This window comes from Ruminiclostridium papyrosolvens DSM 2782 (assembly GCF_029318685.1).
Classification (GTDB): Bacteria; Bacillota; Clostridia; order Acetivibrionales; family DSM-1351; genus Ruminiclostridium; species Ruminiclostridium papyrosolvens.
Genome location: NZ_CP119677.1, coordinates 4995531 through 5015000, shown reverse-complemented (window position 1 = coordinate 5015000; position 19470 = coordinate 4995531). Strand labels below are relative to the sequence as shown.

Here is a 19470-nt window from a genome sequence, read left to right as displayed (position 1 = left end):
TTAGGTCGAAGATAAATGACAGAAAAGCTTGAGCGAAGCTCGCTTGACTGGTAATCATTATCTTAGAGTTTCTTTACAATCACTGTTTAGTTTTCAAAGCCCATGCAAATGGACTTTGAAAAAGTTGTACCTTGAGAACTGAATAATGTTATTCAAAGAATGCGTTTCAAACGAAAGTTTGAAATACGTTTTAAGAAGATGAGAAGACAAGAGATATATATTAATTATGTATTTTCTAGAAAAGTAATAAGGGTAACATGTGAAGAAGGAGAAATCCTTTGAAACACGTAAAGCAGTTTACGTTGGAAACATGCAACTCTTAGGAAATTAACTCATTGATAGGTTAAGACAATCACTTTAAGAGAATCTGAAAGAATCGAAGATAATTCGAAGAGGTCAAGCTACTAAGAGCATAGGGTGAATGCCTAGGCACCAGAAGGCGATGAAGGACGTGACAAGCTGCGAAAAGCTACGGAGAGGCGCAAATAGCCATTGACCCGTGGATATCCGAATGGGGAAACCCGGCCGAGTTAAACACTCGGTCATCGTAACATGAATACATAGTGTTACGAAGGCAGACGTTGGGAACTGAAACATCTAAGTACCAACAGGAGTAGAAATCAAAAGAGATTCCGTAAGTAGTGGCGAGCGAAAGCGGAAGAGCCCAAACCAAAAGATAGCAATATCTTTCGGGGTTGTGGACTAGCATAATGATCCTTAAGACATAGCAGAATGAGCAGCTGGAAAGCTGAGACCATAGAGGGTAAAAGTCCCGTAAGCGAAATGTTAAGAGGCAGGCTAGAATCCAGAGTACCACGAGGCACGTGAAACCTCGTGGGAAGCAGGGTGGACCACCATCCAAGGCTAAATACTAACTGGTGACCGATAGTGAAGCAGTACCGTGAGGGAAAGGTGAAAAGAACCCCGGGAGGGGAGTGAAAGAGAACCTGAAACCCTATGTTTACAAGCAGTTGAAGAGCGTTAAGGCTCGACAGCGTACTTTTTGTAGAACGGTCCGGCGAGTTATTGTATGCAGCAAGGTTAAGTACTAAAGGTACGGAGCCGAAGGGAAACCGAGTGTTAAGAGCGCGTTAAGTTGCATGCTATAGACCCGAAACCGGGTGACCTACCCATGGACAGGTTGAAGCGGGAGTAAAATCTCGTGGAGGACCGAACCACATGACCGTTGAAAAGGTCTGGGATGAGCTGTGGGTGGCGGAGAAATTCCAATCGAACTCGGAGATAGCTGGTTCTCCCCGAAATAGCTTTAGGGCTAGCCTCAAGGGAAAATCATACGGAGGTAGAGCACTGAATGGGCTAGGGGCCTTACCGGGTTACCGAACCCTATCAAACTCCGAATGCCGTAATGATGTTACTTGGGAGTCAGACTATGAGAGATAAGTCCCATGGTCAAAAGGGAAACAGCCCAGACCATCAGCTAAGGTCCCAAAATCACAGTTAAGTGGAAAAGGATGTGGGCTTGCTAAGACAACTAGGATGTTGGCTTAGAAGCAGCCACTCATTCAAAGAGTGCGTAATAGCTCACTAGTCGAGTGAGCCTGCGCCGAAAATTACCGGGGCTAAACTGTGTACCGAAGCTATGGATCAGCGTGCATCCAATAGTATCGCCTAGCAAGTAAGATAGAGCTAGGTAATTTCACCAAATGTATCATATGAAAAATGATTCAAAACATTTGGTCAAATTATCTCACAGCTAAACTGTGTACCTCGAAAGAGGAGAACAGGTAAGAAAAAGAAGAAGCTAGGAGATAGTATTGGATGCACGAGGGTGGTAGGGGAGCTTACTGTTGTAGGTTGAAGCAAGATCGAAAGGACTTGTGGACGAAGCAGTAGTGAGAATGCCGGAATAAGTAGCGAGAGTAAAGTGAGAATCTTTACCGTCGAAAACCTAAGGTTTCCTGGGGAAGGTTCGTCCGCCCAGGGTAAGTCTGGACCTAAGCTGAGGCCGAAAGGCGTAAGTGATGGACAACAGGTTGAAATTCCTGTACTACCGTTAATCGTTATGAGAGAGGTGGGGACGCAGGAGGATAAGTCAAGCGATCAGCTGGAAAAGATCGTGCAAGCGAGGTAGATAGTCCGGTAGGCAAATCCGCCGGATGTTTCGAAGACGTGATGCGGAGGGAAAACAAGTACCGAAGTGACAGATTCCACACTGACGAGAAAAACCACTATCCAGATTAAAGGTACCAGTACCGCAAACCGACACAGGTAGGTGAGGAGAGAATCCTAAGACGAGCGGGAGAAGCGTTGTTAAGGAACTCGGCAAATTGACCCCGTAAGTTAGCGAAAAGGGGTGCCTCAAGCAATTGAGGCCGCAGAGAATAGGCCCAAGCAACTGTTTATCAAAAACACAGGTCTCTGCTAAATCGAAAGATGAAGTATAGGGGCTGACGCCTGCCCGGTGCTGGAAGGTTACGGGAATTGCTTAGGGGAAACCCGAAGGCATGAACTTAAGCCCCAGTAAACGGCGGCCGTAACTATAACGGTCCTAAGGTAGCGAAATTCCTTGTCAGGTAAGTTCTGACCCGCACGAATGGCGTAATGACTTGGGCACTGTCTCAACAACGTACCCGGCGAAATTGTAGTACTTGTGAAGATGCAAGTTACCCGCGACTAGACGGAAAGACCCCATGGAGCTTCACTGTAGCTTGATATTGGGTTTCGGTATTTTTTGTACAGGATAGGTGGGAGACTGAGAATTGGTGGCGCCAGCCATCAAGGAGTCGACGTTGGGATACCACTCTAAAAGTACTGGAACTCTAACCTGAGACCATAAGCTGGTCTAGGGACACTGTCAGGTGGGCAGTTTGACTGGGGCGGTCGCCTCCCAAAGAGTAACGGAGGCGTCCAAAGGTTACCTCAGCGCGGTTGGAAATCGCGCAACGAGTGCAAAGGCATAAGGTAGCCTGACTGTGAGAGAAACACCTCGAGCAGGTACGAAAGTAGGGCTTAGTGATCCGGTGGTATGAAAGTGGAATTGCCATCGCTCAACGGATAAAAGCTACCCTGGGGATAACAGGCTTATCTCCCCCAAGAGTCCACATCGACGGGGAGGTTTGGCACCTCGATGTCGGCTCATCGCATCCTGGAGCTGTAGCAGGTTCCAAGGGTTTGGCTGTTCGCCAATTAAAGCGGTACGCGAGCTGGGTTCAGAACGTCGTGAGACAGTTCGGTCCCTATCTGTCGCGGGCGCAGGATATTTGAGAGGATCTGTCCTTAGTACGAGAGGACCGGGATGGACGAACCTCTAGTGCACCAGTTGTCATACCAATGGCACAGCTGGGTAGCCAAGTTCGGCAGGGATAAACGCTGAAGGCATCTAAGCGTGAAACCCACCTCAAGATGAGATATCCCACTAGCAATAGGTAAGACCCCATGTAGACTACATGGTTGATAGGTCAGGAGTGTAAGCATAGTAATGTGTTAAGCTGACTGATACTAATAGGTCGAGGGTTTGACCCAAAGAAAACAGGTATTCAAAAGTAGAAGGTCTTAACCAGACAATGAGAGCTTCACATCTTCTTAGAAGAATAACATTAATCAGTTCTGAAGGTACAAAGTACCTAATAATTTTCTGGTGGAAATGACGAGATGGATACACCCGTTCCCATACCGAACACGGCAGTTAAGCATCTCAGTGCCGATAATACTTGGCTGGAAACGGCCCGGGAAAGTAGGTCTCCGCCGGATTTATATGAAAACCTCAAGCTCATAGCTTGAGGTTTTGTTATTATATAACGAAATATTAAAAAGTAAATATAATAGAGCAGTTGACTATTATAGTAAGAAAGTATTTATATATAGGCTTACTTATTACCGGTATTTTCTTTTATTTTTTCAAAGGTTTCCTGACTTATTACGTGTTCTATTCTACATGCGTCCTGCGTTGCTGTTTCAGGGGAAACACCGATTGATATTAAATAGCGGGACAGTATTTCATGTCGTTCATACATTGCTTTAGCAATCTCATAACCGCTATCTGTGAGGGATATATATCCCGTACTATCATCAACTGTAATATATTGCGCATTTTTTAGAATAGTCATTGCACGGCTTATGCTAGGTTTTGTATAACCTAATTCCGTAGCAATATCTATTGAGCGGACATTTCCATTCTTATTTTTAAGAATTAATATGGTTTCCAGGTAATTTTCACCTGACTCTTGTAGCTTTGTCATTTAACAGCCTCCATATTCTTCATTTGAAATCAATTTAACTCTAATTCTATAATTATAGCATATGAACACCCTTTATCAAGGTATGAGTACAGGCTTTATTTTCAAATTAATAGAATTAATATATAAGATTTGTTGACAATTGAAGTTAGCGATGGTAAACTCAAGTATGAGGTTAGCAAGTGCTAACTAATTTTATAAATGGTTGGTTAGTTTGCACTAACTAAAGGGAGTGATTTATATGCCATTAACGATGGTTTCTTTAGGCGAAATGAATTCAATAAAGGCAATGGGAAAGATGAAGCCAGAAAATTCTTAGAAAGCTTGGGTTTTGTAGATAGGATTATTCTATAAATGTTAAATAGAAATTAGCTTAAATTAACTATAGCTTATGAGCAAGGTTCAGACAAAGCGTAAACGTGTTACTCGTTGATTGGAGGGGTTTTATATGATACAATTTTTAAAAGATAATATTGCAACGATTTTAATATCTGCTGTGATTTTTGTATTAGTGGCCTGGATTATAATTCACAAAATCATACAGAGAAAAAATGGCGAATCAAGCTGCGGATGCGGATGTTCAGGTTGTCCTGAAGCCAACAAATGCCACAAGTAGTTTTTACTTATTTCTTAAATAAAAGCATTATTATGGGAAAAATCTTTTCATTATTATATGAAGGGATTTTTTCTTTTAGTATAAAAGCATTTACAAAGCAAATTATAAGTATTAAAATAAATGCAGTATTTTAAACTTCAGGGCATTCAAGTAGATTGCGTATTGTGGAATTTTTAACAGATAACGAGGGTAAAATAATGGATAAAAATTTGTTGATTAGTAATATTAACAAAATGAAGAAAGAGCATAATGCAGTTATTGTTGCTCATAGCTATCAGGTTGATGAGGTACAGGAAATTGCTGACGTTACGGGAGATTCTTTTGCTTTAAGCCAGTTTTGTGCTTCCAGCCAGGCTGATACCATAGTTTTCTGCGGAGTTCATTTTATGGCGGAAAGTGCTAAAATCCTATCGCCTGAAAAGACGGTTCTGTTGCCTGAAATAAATGCAGGTTGTCCCATGGCAGATATGGTTACGGCTGATGCTTTGAAAGAAGCAAAAAAGAAGTATCCTGATGCAGCTGTTGTATGTTATATAAATTCAAGTGCAGAAGTTAAGGCAGAATGTGATATTTGTTGTACTTCATCTAATGCAGTGAATGTTATCAGAGCAATTGACAAAAAGGATATTATTTTTGCTCCTGACAAGAATCTTGGCAGTTATGTTGCAAAAATGGTGCCTGAGAAGAATATTATTTTTTGGGAAGGTTACTGTATCACACACCATAAAATTAAGGCAGATGCGGTTTTAGAGTCAAAGAGACTCCATCCTGATGCTATCTTACTAGTACACCCGGAATGTCAACCGGAAATACAGGAACTTGCAGATTTCGTGGGAAGCACAAAGCAGATTATTGATTACGCGAGAAATTCGGAACATGATAAATTTATTATTGGAACCGAGATGGGTGTTCTTTATCAGCTGAAAAAGGAAAACCCTAATAAGACTTTTTATATGATGTCCACTGGGCTGATTTGTCCGAATATGAAGAAGACATCATTACAGAGTGTTCATGATGCTTTGGCAAAAAGGCAATATGAAATAACTCTGGACAGAGATATTATTGAGCGCGCATCCGGTAGTTTAAATAGAATGCTGGCAGTAGGAAAATAGGTATTGTAACAATTATGTACTTTACCCCATAGCATGGAACAGAACTGATATAAGTAGCGCTTATCAACAGCTCCTTTACACGAGTGGGGATATGGAGGGTAAATGAATGGAAGAGGATAGTAATAAGGTTGACGTTGAGGTCATACGCAAGGATGTCTTAATTATTGGTAGTGGAATAGCCGGAGTATATACTGCATTGGAGATACCCGACAGTTTCCAGATTGGGATAATTACAAAGGAGACACTGGACATTAGTAATTCAGTTCTTGCGCAGGGTGGAATAGCAGTATCTCTCGATGAGAAGAATGATTCGCCTCAGTTACATTTCAAAGATACTCTTTTTGCCGGTGCAGGATTAAACGATGAGACAAGCGTATGGGTTTTGGTAGAAGAGGCTGCTGAAAATATTAGAACACTATGCAGTCTGGGTGTGAACTTTGATAAAAGCGGTCAACAGCTATCCCTTACAAGAGAAGGTGCCCACAGCGTAAACAGGATTATCCACTCAGGTGATACAACAGGCAAGGAAGTCTGTGATAAGCTTATTGAGGTTGCCAGAAAGAAGAAGAACATATCTATTTTTGAAAGCCATTTTGCTGTTGACCTTATTATTCAAAATGGAAATTGCAGCGGAGTTATAGTTTATGATGAAAAACCGGATAAAATAAAAATTTTCCTTTCAAATTCTGTTGTTATTGCAACGGGAGGTTTTGGACAAATTTATTCACATACTACAAATCCGGAGGTTGCAACCGGAGACGGAGTAGGAATGTGTCTTAGAGCAGGTGCGCAGGCAATGGATATGGAATTCGTACAATTCCATCCTACAGTACTGTACCACCCAAAAGACAAAAGCTTTTTAATTTCTGAGGCAGTCAGGGGAGAAGGTGCACGCCTTAAAAATTGCAAGGGTGAAGCTTTTATGAAAAAATACCATGAATTAGGCGAGCTTGCACCTAGAGATGTTGTTTCAAGAGCTATTTTTAAGGAAATGTCTCTTACTGACTCTAAAAACGTTTTTCTGGATATTACTTTTAAAAGCAGAGAATATCTCGAAAATAGATTTCCAAATATTTTTAAGACATGCCTTGATTACGGGATAGATATATCCAAGGACTTTATTCCGGTTGCTCCGGCAGAGCACTACTGTATGGGGGGAATCAGAACAGATGTTGATGGTCAGACCAATATCCCCGGCTTATATGCATGTGGTGAAGTAGCTTGTACCGGGATTCACGGAGCAAACAGGCTGGCAAGTAATTCCTTGCTGGAAGGACTGGTTTTCGGAAGGAAAATTGCCAGAAAAATCGGGACAGATGGTAAACATACTAATAACTTATCTGTGGATTCAAAGATAAGTTTTGTTTCCAATAAAGCTAGCGATGCAGCTCTCAAAGCTATGAAGGAAGAGATACAGGCTGCCATGACTAAGTATGTTGGTATAATCAGAAATCATCAAAGTCTTGAAAAGGCCGCTGAAATTATTAATGCTGTATATAAAAAATACACAGATTTATCAGGCTTCAGTCTTGTGAAGCTGGAAGTGCTGAATATGCTGACAGTAGCAGGTCTAGTTATAGAATCTGCCCTTGAGAGAAAAGAGAGCAGAGGAGCGCATTATAGAACGGATTTTGACAAGACGGATGATGTTAATTGGAGAAAAAACATTGTTAAAGAATTGGAGAAGGGCAAGATGTCTTCACCATTTTAATAGGAGGAAAAATGAAACTCAGTAAACTTTATATCCATGAAATAGTTATGAATGCACTAAAGGAAGATATGCCTCTGGGTGATATTACTACAGATAATATTATTTCAGAAGGCGATTCATCCAAGGCTGAATTTCTGGCTAAGCAAGACGCTGTTATAGTCGGACTTGATGTTGCAAAGTATGTTTTTGAAGTACTGGATGGCGACGTGTGTTTCAAAGCCTTTGTAAAGGATGGGGACAAGGTATCAAAAGGGGATATTATTGCAGAAGTAAGCGGTCCTACCAGAGCCTTGCTAAAAGGTGAAAGGACTGCATTAAACTTTATGCAAAGGCTGTCTGCAGTTGCTACAATGACTAACAGATATGTTAGCAAAGTACAGGGTTTGCCTGTAAAGGTAACTGATACAAGAAAGACTACTCCCGGTATGAGACTTTTGGAAAAGTATGCAGTTAATGCAGGCGGAGGAGCCAATCACAGATTTTCACTTTCTGACGGCGTTCTAATCAAGGATAACCATATTGCTGCTGCCGGAGGCATAAGAAATGCAGTTGAACGCGTAAGAAGCAGTATTCCTCATACTGTAAAGATTGAGGTAGAGGTAGAGTCCATGGAAGAGGTTCGTGAGGCCTTGGAGTGCAAAGCTGATATAATTATGCTTGATAATATGTCAAATGAACAGATGACAGAGGCAGTTAAGTTTATAGATAAGAGGGCGCTTGTAGAGGCTTCGGGAAATATAAGTGAAGAAACAATATACAATGTTGCTTTAACAGGAGTTGATATTATATCTATAGGTAAACTTACTCACTCTGCTAATTCTGTTGATATAAGTATGAATATTGAGTAATAAAAATAAAATTAAGTATGGAATGTGGATAAAATTATATTTATCCACATTTTTTTTAAGTTATTCACATATTGTTTTTTTAAAAAGGCTGTGTCCTTAGAAAGAGTGGGCTTTAAGGTAGTAGTGATTTCTACAGATAATCCACAGTTTAAGGTGGAAATGTGGATTAAAAATAATTAAGTGTTGATTGTATACACGATGGACTTTGCCCATACAAAATATTGTTGTAATATTTAGTTACTGAGTGCATATATTGTGGTGGTATGAAATTTATGTTGAATTTTAGTCTGTGTAAAATGTGGATTACATTTCCTTAATATTTTTCTTAAAAATTGACACAATATGTGTGTACGCTAAAAAATCTATTTCAGGCAGTGAACAGCGTAATTGCTTTCACCTGAAATGCTATTACGCAGTGGGGACTGCCTGTTTAAGGAGGCACTAACCATGAGTAGACGTAAAAGTGTTATGTCAGAAGCCCTTAAAGAGGAAATTGCCAGAGAACTTGGAGTCTACAATACAGTTGCTAACGAAGGATGGGGAGCAGTATCTTCAAGAGATTGCGGAAACATTGTTAAGAAGGCAATTGAGATGGCTGAAAGAAGTGTCAACCATTAGGATGGCTTAGCGTAGTTTGGGGGCCTGCAGCAAGACGAAAGTCTTGCTGACGCCCCATTTTAATATCCGGAAAATTCTCTTGTGCTATAAATTATTAATATCATTCCTATTAAGATTGCTTTTGTGTTAATTTTCATTTATTATAAATTAATAGGGAATTTTTTAAAGTTTACTGCATAAATGGGAGGATAGACCTGTGAAAAACGCATTATTTGTATATAACCCTGTTTCCGGGGGACATAGGATTCCTAGTGAACTGGATTTTATTTTGGCCTCATTTCAGGAAAAGGGTATTCTTGCTCAGCCGTATAGATTGACGGATAATAACAGCGATTATCTCATTAATGCATTACAGTCAGGGACATATGACTTTGTTGCTGCGTCCGGTGGGGATGGAACAATTAATTTTGTAGCTAATTTATTATTGAACAATGATATTAAAATGCCTTTAGGAGTGATACCTTCAGGAACATGTAACGACTTTGCAAAATGTCTTGGAATAAACTCTCTTAAAGAAAGCGTAGATGTAATTCTTCAGGGTAATACAATTATGTGTGATGTTGGCTATATAAACAATTCACAGTATTTTCTGAGTACATTTGCAGGGGGAAATTTTGTAGACGTTTCTTTTAATACAAACAGCGAGCTTAAAAAGAATTTTGGCCCTTTTGCTTATTACCTGAAGGGTATTTCCGAATTGACTAATATTAAGAGCTTTGATTTGAAAATTGCTGCGGATGATCATATTATTGAAGGTAAATTTCTTTTATTTTTGATTGTTAACGGAAAACAAGCGGCGGGTTTCCCAAATCTTTTAAATCAGGCGGATTATACGGATGGATTTATGGATATCATCCTTGTTAAAAAATGTTCAAATATAAACCTTGCAAGTATATTTTTTAAGGTATTGAGCAAGGAATCTGTCAATGACAAGAATGTAATCATTCTAAAGGCCAGAAAGTGCGAATTAAGCAGTAAAATGCCACTGGCACTTACAGTTGACGGTGAAAGATCAGAGCTGTTTCCCGCCAATATTGAATTCAAACAGATGGTTCTTGAAGTTTTTGTACCTTTTGGAGAAAATAAATAAAGATTTCTTAATAAATATTAAGACCTGTCGGGTTAGCGGTATAAAGTTAACCCAACAGGTTTTTTTAGAGTGTTACCATACTAATTAATACATTTGATGTTTTTCATCCTTTTGAGCAACCAGCAATTGATTTCGTCCGTTAATAAAGGTTTTTCTAACATAATAGCCTTCATTTACAAGTAATTCATACAGTTTGTCGACCTGATGGAAATAGTTATAGCCTACGTCAAGAATTACTGTTTCCCCGGGTTTTAGTTTATCTTGGACCACTGACAAAGTATTGTCTTCATTTAAATTCTCGGCGTTTATTACATTGTTTTGTAACTCCATAGATGCAGCTCCTTCTCTAGGTATTTATTTGATTAGTATTTACATGGAAATAAATAAATATAATAATCAGATTTTTCAAAATAATTGTATAAATTTTATTAATTATGGCGATTATAATATTGACCTCACAAAATACATTTTGACCCCCTTTACATGGTTAGTCGACGAAGACTAACCTATTTTTTTTTCTTGATAAATCCGAAATATTGGTAAATAATATTTATGTACTAATTTATATATCCGGAGGTATTTATGACTAAGTTGGCTGGCTTAATTGACCACACAGCATTAAAACCCGAGACTTGTAAGGAGCAGATTAAAAAACTATGCAAAGAGGCTATAGAGTACAAATTTGCTTCTGTTTGTGTTAATCCTTGTTATGTGACACTGTGCAGTGAAATTTTAAAGGAAACCGATATAAAGGTTTGTACGGTCATAGGTTTCCCTCTGGGAGCCACATCAACAGTCTCCAAGGTTGCAGAAACTGTTGAGGCTGTAGAAAACGGTGCCGGAGAAATTGATATGGTAATAAATATAGGAGCTGTTAAGTCAGGGGATTTTCATTATGTAGAAAAAGATATTGAAGCAGTAGTAGAGGCGGCGGATGGAAAAGCAATTGTGAAGGTAATACTTGAAACATGCCTTCTTAATGATGAGGAAAAAGTTACTTGCTGTAAACTGTGTAAGGCAGCCGGAGCTGATTTTGTTAAGACTTCTACAGGATTCAGTACAGGAGGGGCTACAGTCCATGATGTAAGACTTATGAGAGAAACAGTGGGCCCTGATATGGGTGTAAAAGCAGCAGGGGGTATAAGGGATTATATGACCGCAAAGGCAATGGTTGATGCAGGAGCAACCAGAATAGGGGCCAGTGCATCTATTGCAATTGTCAATGAGGAACAAGTGTAAATATATTCTATGGAGCAACTAATAGGCCCTGCAAAGTAATGTCACTTTACAGGGCCATTATAATTATTTTACATGAGACATCCATAATCCATGCAGATTACAGTATGCATATACTTCGGCGTTGCTCTTGTCGGCAAAAACTGCCTTTGGCTCATCACCCGGGGAAAGAATGATTCTTTCTGTACCTTCCTCGCCTGCAACTTCAACCCACTCAATGTAATGAGCATCAATCATGGGGTGGTCTACGGAGCCAATTTGTACTACAATCTTACCGTCTTTTCTTTCAGCTACAGGAACATGTTTTTCCAACGCAGCGTCGGTAGTATTGGGCTCAAGCCTTTCCATCTGTTCTCCGCAACAGACTAGCTTTCCTCCACCATTTTTAATAACACTGACAATATTACCACACTGCTTGCAACGATAGTAAACAACTTCCGTCTTCATATAAAACCTCCTTCAATATATTGATATTAGTATATTAACCAAATTAAAGTTAATGTATTTATACCCATTATAAGACTGTATTAACAAAATGTTTATGGTTTTTTTAAAGGATTGATGGTATCCTTTTGTTGTAATTTACTAGAGACATGCAGTAGGAGGATAAATTGAAATATAAAAATACTAAAAAGGGAATTTTTATTGAAAGACCAAATAGATTCATTGCTCATGTGGACATTGATGGTGTCACCGAAATCTGCCATGTAAAGAATACCGGAAGATGTAAAGAGCTTTTATTACCCGGCTCAGTTGTGTATGTTGAGAAATCTGATAATCCTAACCGTAAGACAGGGTTTGACCTTATTAGTGTTATTAAAGGAAAAAGGCATATTAATATGGATAGTCAGGTTCCCAATAAAGTAGTTCGGGACTGGCTGGAAAAGGGTAATTTATTTAAGGATGTTACACTGATAAAACCTGAGGTAAAATATAAAAATTCGAGGTTTGATTTTTATGTTGAAACTAAGAAGGATAAGATTTTTATTGAGGTAAAGGGAGTGACTCTTGAAGAAAATAATATAGTGCTTTTTCCCGATGCTCCAACAGAAAGAGGCGTAAAGCATATAAATGAGCTTATTGAGTGTTTAAGGGAAGGTTATAAGGCGTATGTGATTTTTGTAATACAGATGAAGGATGTGGAATATTTTACACCCAACAGCGTTACACATAAAGAATTTGCAGAAGTTTTAAAAGCTGCTCATAATAAAGGTGTAGAGATATTGGCTCTTGATTGTGTAGTGGATGAAGGTTTTATAGAAATTGATAAAAAAGTGGAGGTAAGATTCTAATGGTACGTGAGTTCAGTTTAAAAACGGAGAGACAGAATTTTTATAATATTACGGGAAGGGTTGCAGAGGCTGTGGCTCAAAGTGGAATAAGAGATGGAGCGGTTATGATATATTGTCCACACACAACTGCCGGAATTACTATCAATGAAAATGCTGACCCTGATGTGGTCAGAGATATTCTTTATGGGTTGGACAAGGCATATCCTGACAGAGCCGAATTCAGACACTATGAGGGAAATAGTTCAGCCCATCTGAAAGCCAGCGCCATGGGCAGCAGCCAGTACGTAATTGTTGAAGAGGGAAAACTGCTGCTTGGCACCTGGCAGGGAATTTATTTCTGCGAGTTTGACGGACCAAGAAACAGAAAGTTTTATGTAAAGAGTATAAAGTCAGGTTTGTAAGTTATACACTTTTTATAAGATTTTGTTAACAGTCTGTTGAAAACTTTGTGGATTAGTTGGGGTAGTGGTAAGGTTTTATCCACAGAAACACAACATTTTGTGAATTAAACTGTGGATATTACTATATATATGTGTATATATTGTAGATAATAAGCTTGTCTAATCCACAATATAGGGCAAAAGTAATATACACTATTTTCTAGTTCAGAAACAAATTTCTTTGACTGGGCATTAGTATCCAGGAGGGTTTCGGCCAAGACTATATTTGTAACACCTCCCGAAACATTTACATAACATAAAATCAGGAGGTGATTTTAATATGAAATTACATGAGTTTTTAGATTACCAAAAAAAGTTGTGGGAAATGGATAAAAAAAGATACGACACCAGTAAGAGACCACAAAGTACTTATACTCAAAATCCTTATAATAAGAAGGCAAATAATAGCACAAAGTCTTCTAAATAAAAGTTTTTTAACTATTACTGCCGGATGTAAATCCAGGCAGTTTTTTTATTGATAAACGGTATTGTGTATTTGAAATTATAATGTATAATTAAGATGTACGTACAAGTTGCATATGAGGAGATTGTAATGCAAAAAAATGATAATCAGGTAAAGTACCTCAGACTTATGGAGCATCTGAAACAAGAAATACTCTTGGGCAAAATAAAGCCGGGAGAACAAATTCCTTCGGAAAATGTTCTTGCGGAAACAATGTCCCTGAGCAGGCATACTGTGAGAAAAGCAATTTCAATGCTTGTTAATGAAGGATATCTTTACACTGAACATGGACGTGGAACCTATTGCCTGGATAGGAGCAGAAAAAGAAGTGACTCCAGAAATATTGCTGTAATTACAACATATATTTCAGAATACATTTTTCCAAAGGTTATTCAAGGCATTGATAGTGTGCTTTCGTCTAATGGTTACAGCATTATGCTCAAGAACACAAACAATAATACCAAACATGAGGCTGTTTGCTTGGAAGATGTACTCCAGAAGAATGTTGAGGGCCTTATAATTGAGCCTACCAAGAGTGCTTTGTATTCAGAAAATATGAAGTTTTATGAAGCACTGGACAACCACCGCATACCGTATATATTTATTCATGGCTTCTATCAGCAGCTTGACAGTAAATCACATGTATTATTGGATGATGCAAAAGGCATGTATTCCGCTGTGGAATATCTGGCAAGGTTAGGGCATAAAAAAATAGCAGGGATATTCAAGGCTGATGATGTTCAAGGGGTCGAGAGACACAATGGATATGCAAAAGCCATTGCTGATGCAGGGATGGCCTATAATCCCGATGACGTGATTTGGTTTCACACTGAGGACAGGGATATAAAACCTTATAATATGGTTAAACGGTTGATGGAAGAGAAGCGTGGGGTTGATGCAATAGCTTGCTATAACGATGAGATTGCTTTCAGGGTATATGAGCTGCTTAACAGCTTAGGTGTAAAAGTACCTGATGATGTTTCCATAACAGGCTTTGACGATTCCTATTTTTCTGCAAATTGCCCCGTGAAGATTACCACAGTCCGTCACCCTAAGGAAAAGCTGGGTGAGGAAGCCGCTGAAATTCTACTGCAAATGATAAAGCAAAACGATTATCTGACAGAGCCTGTTCAGAAAACTATTGTACCGGAGCTTATCATAAAGGATTCCTGTATCAAAAGGTAGATTTTAATTTTACTTGTACGTAACAGTATACGACATTAATTTTATTTTAAATTTTAACGCAAAAAATTATTAAGGGGGACCCAAAAATGTATAACGTACCAAATGTTAAACTCGGCATAGTAGCAGTAAGCAGGGACTGTTTTCCTGCAGAATTAAGTGTGGAAAGGCGTAAAGCAGTTGTTAGCGCCTGTTCAGAAAAAGGTTTAGAACTTTTTCAGGCAAATACAGTTGTTGAGAATGAAAAACATGTTCTCAGTGCGCTTAAAGAATTGAAGGATGCCGATGTAAATGCTCTTGTAGTATACCTTGGAAACTTTGGACCTGAAGGACCTGAAACTCTTCTTGCTAAGAAATTTGACGGACCTGTTATGTTTGTAGCTGCTGCTGAAGAATCTGAAGGGAATCTCATGGGTAAGCGTGGAGATGCATATTGCGGTATGCTGAATGCTTCTTACAATCTGGCATTGAGAAAACTAAATCCATATATTCCTGAATATCCGGTTGGAGATCCACAGGATGTTTCAGAAATGGTTGGGGATTTTGAAAATATTGCAAGAATTCTTGTTGGACTTTCAAAATTAAAAATATTCAGCTTTGGACCAAGACCATTTGATTTCGTTGCATGTAATGCTCCTATTAAGCCTTTGTACGATTTAGGCGTTGAAATAATGGAAAATTCAGAGCTTGATCTTTTTGAAGCATTCAATAATCATAAGGACGATCCTAGAATTCCTGCTGTTGTTAAAGATATGGAAGAAGAACTAAAGAACGGAAACGGTTATCCCGGAATTCTTCCAAAGTTAGCACAATATGAGCTTACTTTGTTGGATTGGGCTGAACAGAATAAAGGTGCTTCTGAATATTTTGTATTTGCAAATAAGTGCTGGCCTGCATTCCAGACACAGTTCGGATTCGTTCCATGTTACGTTAATTCAAGACTTGCAGCAAAGGGAATTCCTGTTGCATGTGAAACAGATATTTATGGTGCATTAAGTGAATATATAATTACTTGTGCTACTCAATTACCTGCAACTCTGTTGGATATAAACAACTCTGTTCCTAAGGATATGTTTGAAAACAATAAGGATTTATTTGACGGATATACTCTTACAGACTTGTTTATGGGCTTCCACTGCGGAAATACTCCTTCATGTATGATGAAGAACCACGCTATGAAGTATCAGCTTATCATGCACAGATTGCTTGAACCAGACAAGGAGCCTGATATCTCAAGAGGAACTTTGGAAGGAACAATAAGACCTGGAGATATTACTTTCTTCAGACTCCAAGGAACAGCTGACAGCCAGCTGAGAAGTTATGTTGCAGAGGGAGAAATCATTGATGTTGATCCTAAATCCTTTGGTGGCATAGGTGTATTTGCAATTAAGGAAATGGGCAGATTCTACAGACATGTTCTGATTGCTAAGAGATACCCACACCATGGCGGAGTTGCTTTCAAGCACATGGGTAAAGTTTTGTTTGCAACTATGAAGCTTCTTGGCGTTGATGATGTAGCTTTCAATCAGCCTGCAGCTATGCTTTACAAGGATGAGAATCCATTTAAATAAAATTTTATGTTAATCTGAAGGACATCCTATTAGATTCAGTGAATAAGTATGGATGACTACATGAGGGGGAAAACAATGACACATGAACTAAATGACGGTCGAAATGCTATTATTAACGGACAGACAACAATTGGGATTGAACTCGGATCAACCAGGATAAAAACGGTATTGATAGGTGCAGATAATGCACCTATCGCATCCGGCAGTCATGACTGGGAAAACAGTTATATCAATAACATTTGGACTTATAGCTTGGAGGATATCTGGAAAGGTGTTCAGAACAGCTATCAGGAAATGACTAAAGAAGTCAGGGAAAAGTTTGGTGTAGGGTTAAAAACAACAGGTGCTATCGGATTCAGCGGAATGATGCACGGTTATATGGTTTTTGACAAGGAAGAAAATCTTCTGACACCTTTTCGAACTTGGCGTAACACCATAACTGCACAGGCATCTGAGGAACTTACAAAGCTGTTTAGTTATCCTATTCCTCAGAGATGGAGCATTGCACATCTTTACCAAGCTATTCTGAACAATGAAGAGCATGTATCCAAGGTTGATTTTATGACTACTTTGGCGGGATATATACACTGGAAGTTGACAGGGAAAAAAGTTCTTGGTGTGGGCGAGGCTTCAGGTGTTTTCCCAATTGATTTAAATACTAAAGATTTTAATTCAAATATGATTAAGCAGTTTAACGAGGCTAACGGCAGCCGTAATTTTTCATGGAAGCTTGAAAATATCCTTCCAAAGGTTTTGGTTGCTGGTACGAAGGCCGGTAATTTGACAGAAGAAGGGGTAAAGCTCCTTGACATCACCGGAGAGCTTCAAGCAGGTATTCCTCTTTGTCCTCCTGAGGGTGATGCAGGTACCGGAATGGTTGCCACTAACAGTGTTGCAGTCCGCACAGGAAATGTATCTGCCGGGACTTCAGTTTTTGCAATGGTTGTGCTTGAAAAGGAATTATCCAAAGTATATCCTGAAATTGATTTGGTGACTACACCTGACGGAAGTCTTGTGGGAATGGTTCACTCAAATAATTGTACATCCGACTATGATGCCTGGATGGGAATATTTGCTGAGGCAGTTAAGACCTTGGGCTTTGACGTTAAAAAACCACAGCTATATGATACTTTGCTGGGAGCAGCGCTTCAGGGTGATCCTGATTGCGGAGGTTTGCTTGCGTACGGTTATATTTCCGGTGAACATATTACTCATTTTGAAGAGGGACGACCCATGGTTGTTCGTTCATCCAACAGTAATTTTAATCTTGCTAACTTTATCAGGGTTAATCTGTTTACATCTCTTGGAGCTTTGAAAACAGGACTTGATATCCTTTTCCAAAAGGAAGCTGTTAAAGTAGATGGTGTTACCGGACATGGCGGTTTCTTTAAGACAAAGGAAGTTGGACAGAAGATTATGGCTGCTGCCTTTGATGTTCCCGTGTCTGTTATGAAGACTGCGGGTGAGGGTGGAGCATGGGGTATTGCCCTGCTGGCTTCTTATATGATTAATAAAAAAGACTCACAGTCCTTAGGAGATTTTCTTGAAGTAAATGCATTTGGTAAAAGCCAAGGTGAAACTGTAAAGCCTGATCCAAAGGATGTTGCGGGTTTCAACGAATTTATGAAACGTTACACAAAAGGCTTGGATATTGAAAGAGCGGCTGTAAGCTCCTTGAACTAATTGATTTTATGAGGTAAATAATATGTTGGAACAACTCAAAAAAGCAGTGCTGGAAGCAAATCTGGAACTGCCGAAAAAAGGACTTGTAACATATACATGGGGAAATGTAAGCGGTATTGACAGAGAAAGCGGATTGATTGCAATAAAACCCAGCGGCGTTGAGTATGACGTTATGACCGCTGAAGATATTGTATTAATCGACCTCACTGGTAAAGTGGTGGAAGGTAAATTGAAGCCGTCTTCTGATGCACCCACACATGTAGCCTTGTATAATGCTTTTCCCGAAATAGGAGGTGTAACCCACACCCACTCCAGATGGGCAACTGCTTTTGCTCAGGCCGGTATGGGTATTCCTGCCTATGGTACTACTCATGCGGATTACTTTTATGGTGAAATCCCATGTACTAGGGAAATGACAAAGGATGAGATCCAGTCAGAGTATGAAGCAAATACCGGAACGGTTATAATAGAGGCTTTTAAAGATTTAAATCCTAACTATGTACCTGCCGTACTTGTAAAGAATCATGCGCCTTTCACATGGGGAAAAAGTGCAGCGGAGTCGGTTCACAATTCTGTTGTTTTAGAAGAAGTGGCTATGATGGCTATTCAGTGCAAACAATTGAATCCGAATGTCACTCCTATGCCAAAGGTGCTGCTAGACAAGCACTTTATGAGAAAGCACGGACCTAAAGCTTATTACGGGCAAAAATAAATTATAAAGATATCAACAAAACACCCTCGGTACGTTAAAGGTACCGGGGGTGTTTTCTACGTAATCAGGATTATGTGTGATATATAAGTGGTAAAGATTTACTGTTAAGTATTAATATGTTATTATTTTGATATTAACATATTATTTTGCTTAAATGGGGTTGATTTAATTGAACAAGAGGCTTATCAGTTTTTTATTAATAATAGTACTCATATTTCCGCTTTTCACATCTGGTGTCTACAGTGCTTCAAGTACCAAAGTAAATATCACCTTGCAATCCGTCGTTTGCGTACAAAACAATCATGTAGGCAATGAATGGTCATATGGTGCCACAGTTAATAAAAAGTCGATTTATGAGGGGCAAACAATAGAAATATCTACATCACCAAATGGTAAAATTACTATTGTTTCAATGGCAGAAGAGGATGACAGCTACCCTGACTATGGGAGCAAGACTATTACAGTTTCAGTAAGTAAATTAAAAGCAAACGCCAGTGCTAAATACACAGCTAATGTCACAGTTGTAGAAAACAGAGGAAGGTATTCGGGTAACTCGGCCGTGTGGAAGTTTACGTATATTGTTAAAAAGAAGTAAACCTAGATATGTCTAATGGGATGAGAATATATACTAAAAATACAATATATAATTAATACCACAAGTACCGCCAATAGGCTTCTTTTTACCAAGGTGAATTGGCGG

Annotated in this window: 18 protein-coding genes and 2 rRNA genes; 17 read left to right on the top strand and 3 right to left on the bottom strand. The window is 39.1% G+C overall.

All coding sequences use genetic code 11. The annotated features are described in order from the left end of the window. Positions 1 to 394 precede the first annotated feature (394 nt). Positions 395 to 3483 (top strand): 23S ribosomal RNA (locus tag P0092_RS21980). 111 nt (positions 3484 to 3594) lie between these two features. Further along, positions 3595 to 3711, top strand: a 5S ribosomal RNA gene (gene rrf, locus P0092_RS21975). Between the two features lie 116 nt (positions 3712 to 3827). On the opposite strand, the gene P0092_RS21970 is transcribed toward rrf, so the two are convergent. Then, a complete protein-coding gene (locus tag P0092_RS21970; RefSeq protein ID WP_004620964.1) occupies positions 3828 to 4199 on the bottom strand; it encodes a metal-dependent transcriptional regulator in 372 nt (123 codons plus the stop codon). 445 nt (positions 4200 to 4644) lie between these two features. On the opposite strand from P0092_RS21970, the gene P0092_RS21965 reads away from it, so the two are divergent. The 6 genes from P0092_RS21965 to P0092_RS21940 all read left to right on the top strand — a co-directional run bounded on the left by P0092_RS21965 (position 4645) and on the right by P0092_RS21940 (position 10191). Beyond that, entirely contained in the window at positions 4645 to 4812 is a 168-nt protein-coding gene (locus tag P0092_RS21965; RefSeq protein ID WP_004620963.1) for a FeoB-associated Cys-rich membrane protein, read from the top strand. Positions 4813 to 5009: 197 nt separating this feature from the next. After that, positions 5010 to 5924, top strand: coding sequence for a quinolinate synthase NadA (gene nadA / locus P0092_RS21960; protein WP_004620962.1), 915 nt, complete (start codon positions 5010 to 5012; stop codon positions 5922 to 5924). A gap of 106 nt (positions 5925 to 6030) precedes the next feature. After that, a complete protein-coding gene (nadB, locus tag P0092_RS21955) occupies positions 6031 to 7635 on the top strand; it encodes an L-aspartate oxidase (RefSeq protein ID WP_004620961.1) in 1605 nt (534 codons plus the stop codon). Positions 7636 to 7646: 11 nt separating this feature from the next. Then, complete coding sequence (gene nadC / locus P0092_RS21950; RefSeq protein WP_004620960.1) at positions 7647 to 8483, top strand: carboxylating nicotinate-nucleotide diphosphorylase; 837 nt, start codon at positions 7647 to 7649, stop codon at positions 8481 to 8483. Positions 8484 to 8930: 447 nt separating this feature from the next. Further along, the gene (locus P0092_RS21945) at positions 8931 to 9101 is read left to right on the top strand and encodes a small, acid-soluble spore protein, alpha/beta type (RefSeq protein WP_004620959.1); all 171 of its coding nucleotides are present in this window, start codon (positions 8931 to 8933) and stop codon (positions 9099 to 9101) included. A 196-nt stretch (positions 9102 to 9297) separates the two neighbouring features. Next, entirely contained in the window at positions 9298 to 10191 is an 894-nt protein-coding gene (locus P0092_RS21940; RefSeq protein ID WP_004620958.1) for a YegS/Rv2252/BmrU family lipid kinase, read from the top strand. An 84-nt stretch (positions 10192 to 10275) separates the two neighbouring features. On the opposite strand, the gene P0092_RS21935 is transcribed toward P0092_RS21940, so the two are convergent. Next, complete coding sequence (locus P0092_RS21935; RefSeq protein ID WP_004620957.1) at positions 10276 to 10521, bottom strand: hypothetical protein; 246 nt, start codon at positions 10519 to 10521, stop codon at positions 10276 to 10278. A 252-nt stretch (positions 10522 to 10773) separates the two neighbouring features. Between P0092_RS21935 and deoC the strand changes: the two genes are divergently transcribed. Further along, positions 10774 to 11430 (top strand): deoxyribose-phosphate aldolase, encoded by a 657-nt coding sequence (gene deoC / locus P0092_RS21930; protein ID WP_004620956.1) that lies wholly within the window; start codon positions 10774 to 10776, stop codon positions 11428 to 11430. 63 nt (positions 11431 to 11493) lie between these two features. Here the strand turns inward: deoC and P0092_RS21925 are convergent, their stop codons facing one another. Continuing rightward, positions 11494 to 11874, bottom strand: a complete 381-nt coding sequence (locus P0092_RS21925; protein WP_004620955.1) for a desulfoferrodoxin — start codon at positions 11872 to 11874, stop codon at positions 11494 to 11496. Positions 11875 to 12038: 164 nt separating this feature from the next. Between P0092_RS21925 and sfsA the strand changes: the two genes are divergently transcribed. The 8 genes from sfsA to P0092_RS21885 all read left to right on the top strand — a co-directional run bounded on the left by sfsA (position 12039) and on the right by P0092_RS21885 (position 19365). Further along, positions 12039 to 12719: a DNA/RNA nuclease SfsA gene (sfsA, locus tag P0092_RS21920; RefSeq protein WP_004620954.1), complete on the top strand. Its 681-nt coding sequence runs from the start codon at positions 12039 to 12041 to the stop codon at positions 12717 to 12719. Continuing rightward, a complete protein-coding gene (locus P0092_RS21915) occupies positions 12719 to 13120 on the top strand; it encodes a secondary thiamine-phosphate synthase enzyme YjbQ (protein WP_004620953.1) in 402 nt (133 codons plus the stop codon). The genes sfsA and P0092_RS21915 overlap by 1 nt, the downstream gene beginning before the upstream one ends. Positions 13121 to 13439: 319 nt before the next feature. Next, positions 13440 to 13586 (top strand): hypothetical protein, encoded by a 147-nt coding sequence (locus P0092_RS21910; protein ID WP_004620952.1) that lies wholly within the window; start codon positions 13440 to 13442, stop codon positions 13584 to 13586. 126 nt (positions 13587 to 13712) lie between these two features. Continuing rightward, positions 13713 to 14807, top strand: a complete 1095-nt coding sequence (locus P0092_RS21905; RefSeq protein WP_004620951.1) for a GntR family transcriptional regulator — start codon at positions 13713 to 13715, stop codon at positions 14805 to 14807. Positions 14808 to 14893: 86 nt separating this feature from the next. Further along, on the top strand, positions 14894 to 16375 hold the full coding sequence (locus P0092_RS21900) for an L-fucose/L-arabinose isomerase family protein (protein WP_004620950.1): 1482 nt from the start codon (positions 14894 to 14896) through the stop codon (positions 16373 to 16375). A gap of 75 nt (positions 16376 to 16450) precedes the next feature. Further along, entirely contained in the window at positions 16451 to 18058 is a 1608-nt protein-coding gene (locus tag P0092_RS21895) for a xylulokinase (protein WP_004620949.1), read from the top strand. A gap of 22 nt (positions 18059 to 18080) precedes the next feature. Beyond that, positions 18081 to 18770: an L-ribulose-5-phosphate 4-epimerase gene (gene araD, locus P0092_RS21890; protein ID WP_004620948.1), complete on the top strand. Its 690-nt coding sequence runs from the start codon at positions 18081 to 18083 to the stop codon at positions 18768 to 18770. A gap of 169 nt (positions 18771 to 18939) precedes the next feature. Continuing rightward, a complete protein-coding gene (locus tag P0092_RS21885; protein ID WP_004620947.1) occupies positions 18940 to 19365 on the top strand; it encodes a hypothetical protein in 426 nt (141 codons plus the stop codon). The last annotated feature ends 105 nt before the right edge of the window (positions 19366 to 19470 follow it).

What these genes read in the sequence shown, in the direction of transcription:
- P0092_RS21925 (WP_004620955.1), bottom strand. Translation starts at nt 11,874, where the DNA reads ATGAAGACGGAAGTTGTTTACTATCGTTGCAAGCAGTGTGGTAATATT.
- deoC (WP_004620956.1), top strand. Translation starts at nt 10,774, where the DNA reads ATGACTAAGTTGGCTGGCTTAATTGACCACACAGCATTAAAACCCGAG.
- nadC (WP_004620960.1), top strand. Translation starts at nt 7,647, where the DNA reads ATGAAACTCAGTAAACTTTATATCCATGAAATAGTTATGAATGCACTA.
- P0092_RS21900 (WP_004620950.1), top strand. Translation starts at nt 14,894, where the DNA reads ATGTATAACGTACCAAATGTTAAACTCGGCATAGTAGCAGTAAGCAGG.
- P0092_RS21935 (WP_004620957.1), bottom strand. Translation starts at nt 10,521, where the DNA reads ATGGAGTTACAAAACAATGTAATAAACGCCGAGAATTTAAATGAAGAC.
- P0092_RS21905 (WP_004620951.1), top strand. Translation starts at nt 13,713, where the DNA reads ATGCAAAAAAATGATAATCAGGTAAAGTACCTCAGACTTATGGAGCAT.
- P0092_RS21970 (WP_004620964.1), bottom strand. Translation starts at nt 4,199, where the DNA reads ATGACAAAGCTACAAGAGTCAGGTGAAAATTACCTGGAAACCATATTA.
- nadA (WP_004620962.1), top strand. Translation starts at nt 5,010, where the DNA reads ATGGATAAAAATTTGTTGATTAGTAATATTAACAAAATGAAGAAAGAG.
- P0092_RS21895 (WP_004620949.1), top strand. Translation starts at nt 16,451, where the DNA reads ATGACACATGAACTAAATGACGGTCGAAATGCTATTATTAACGGACAG.
- P0092_RS21910 (WP_004620952.1), top strand. Translation starts at nt 13,440, where the DNA reads ATGAAATTACATGAGTTTTTAGATTACCAAAAAAAGTTGTGGGAAATG.
- nadB (WP_004620961.1), top strand. Translation starts at nt 6,031, where the DNA reads ATGGAAGAGGATAGTAATAAGGTTGACGTTGAGGTCATACGCAAGGAT.
- araD (WP_004620948.1), top strand. Translation starts at nt 18,081, where the DNA reads ATGTTGGAACAACTCAAAAAAGCAGTGCTGGAAGCAAATCTGGAACTG.
- P0092_RS21945 (WP_004620959.1), top strand. Translation starts at nt 8,931, where the DNA reads ATGAGTAGACGTAAAAGTGTTATGTCAGAAGCCCTTAAAGAGGAAATT.
- P0092_RS21915 (WP_004620953.1), top strand. Translation starts at nt 12,719, where the DNA reads ATGGTACGTGAGTTCAGTTTAAAAACGGAGAGACAGAATTTTTATAAT.
- P0092_RS21965 (WP_004620963.1), top strand. Translation starts at nt 4,645, where the DNA reads ATGATACAATTTTTAAAAGATAATATTGCAACGATTTTAATATCTGCT.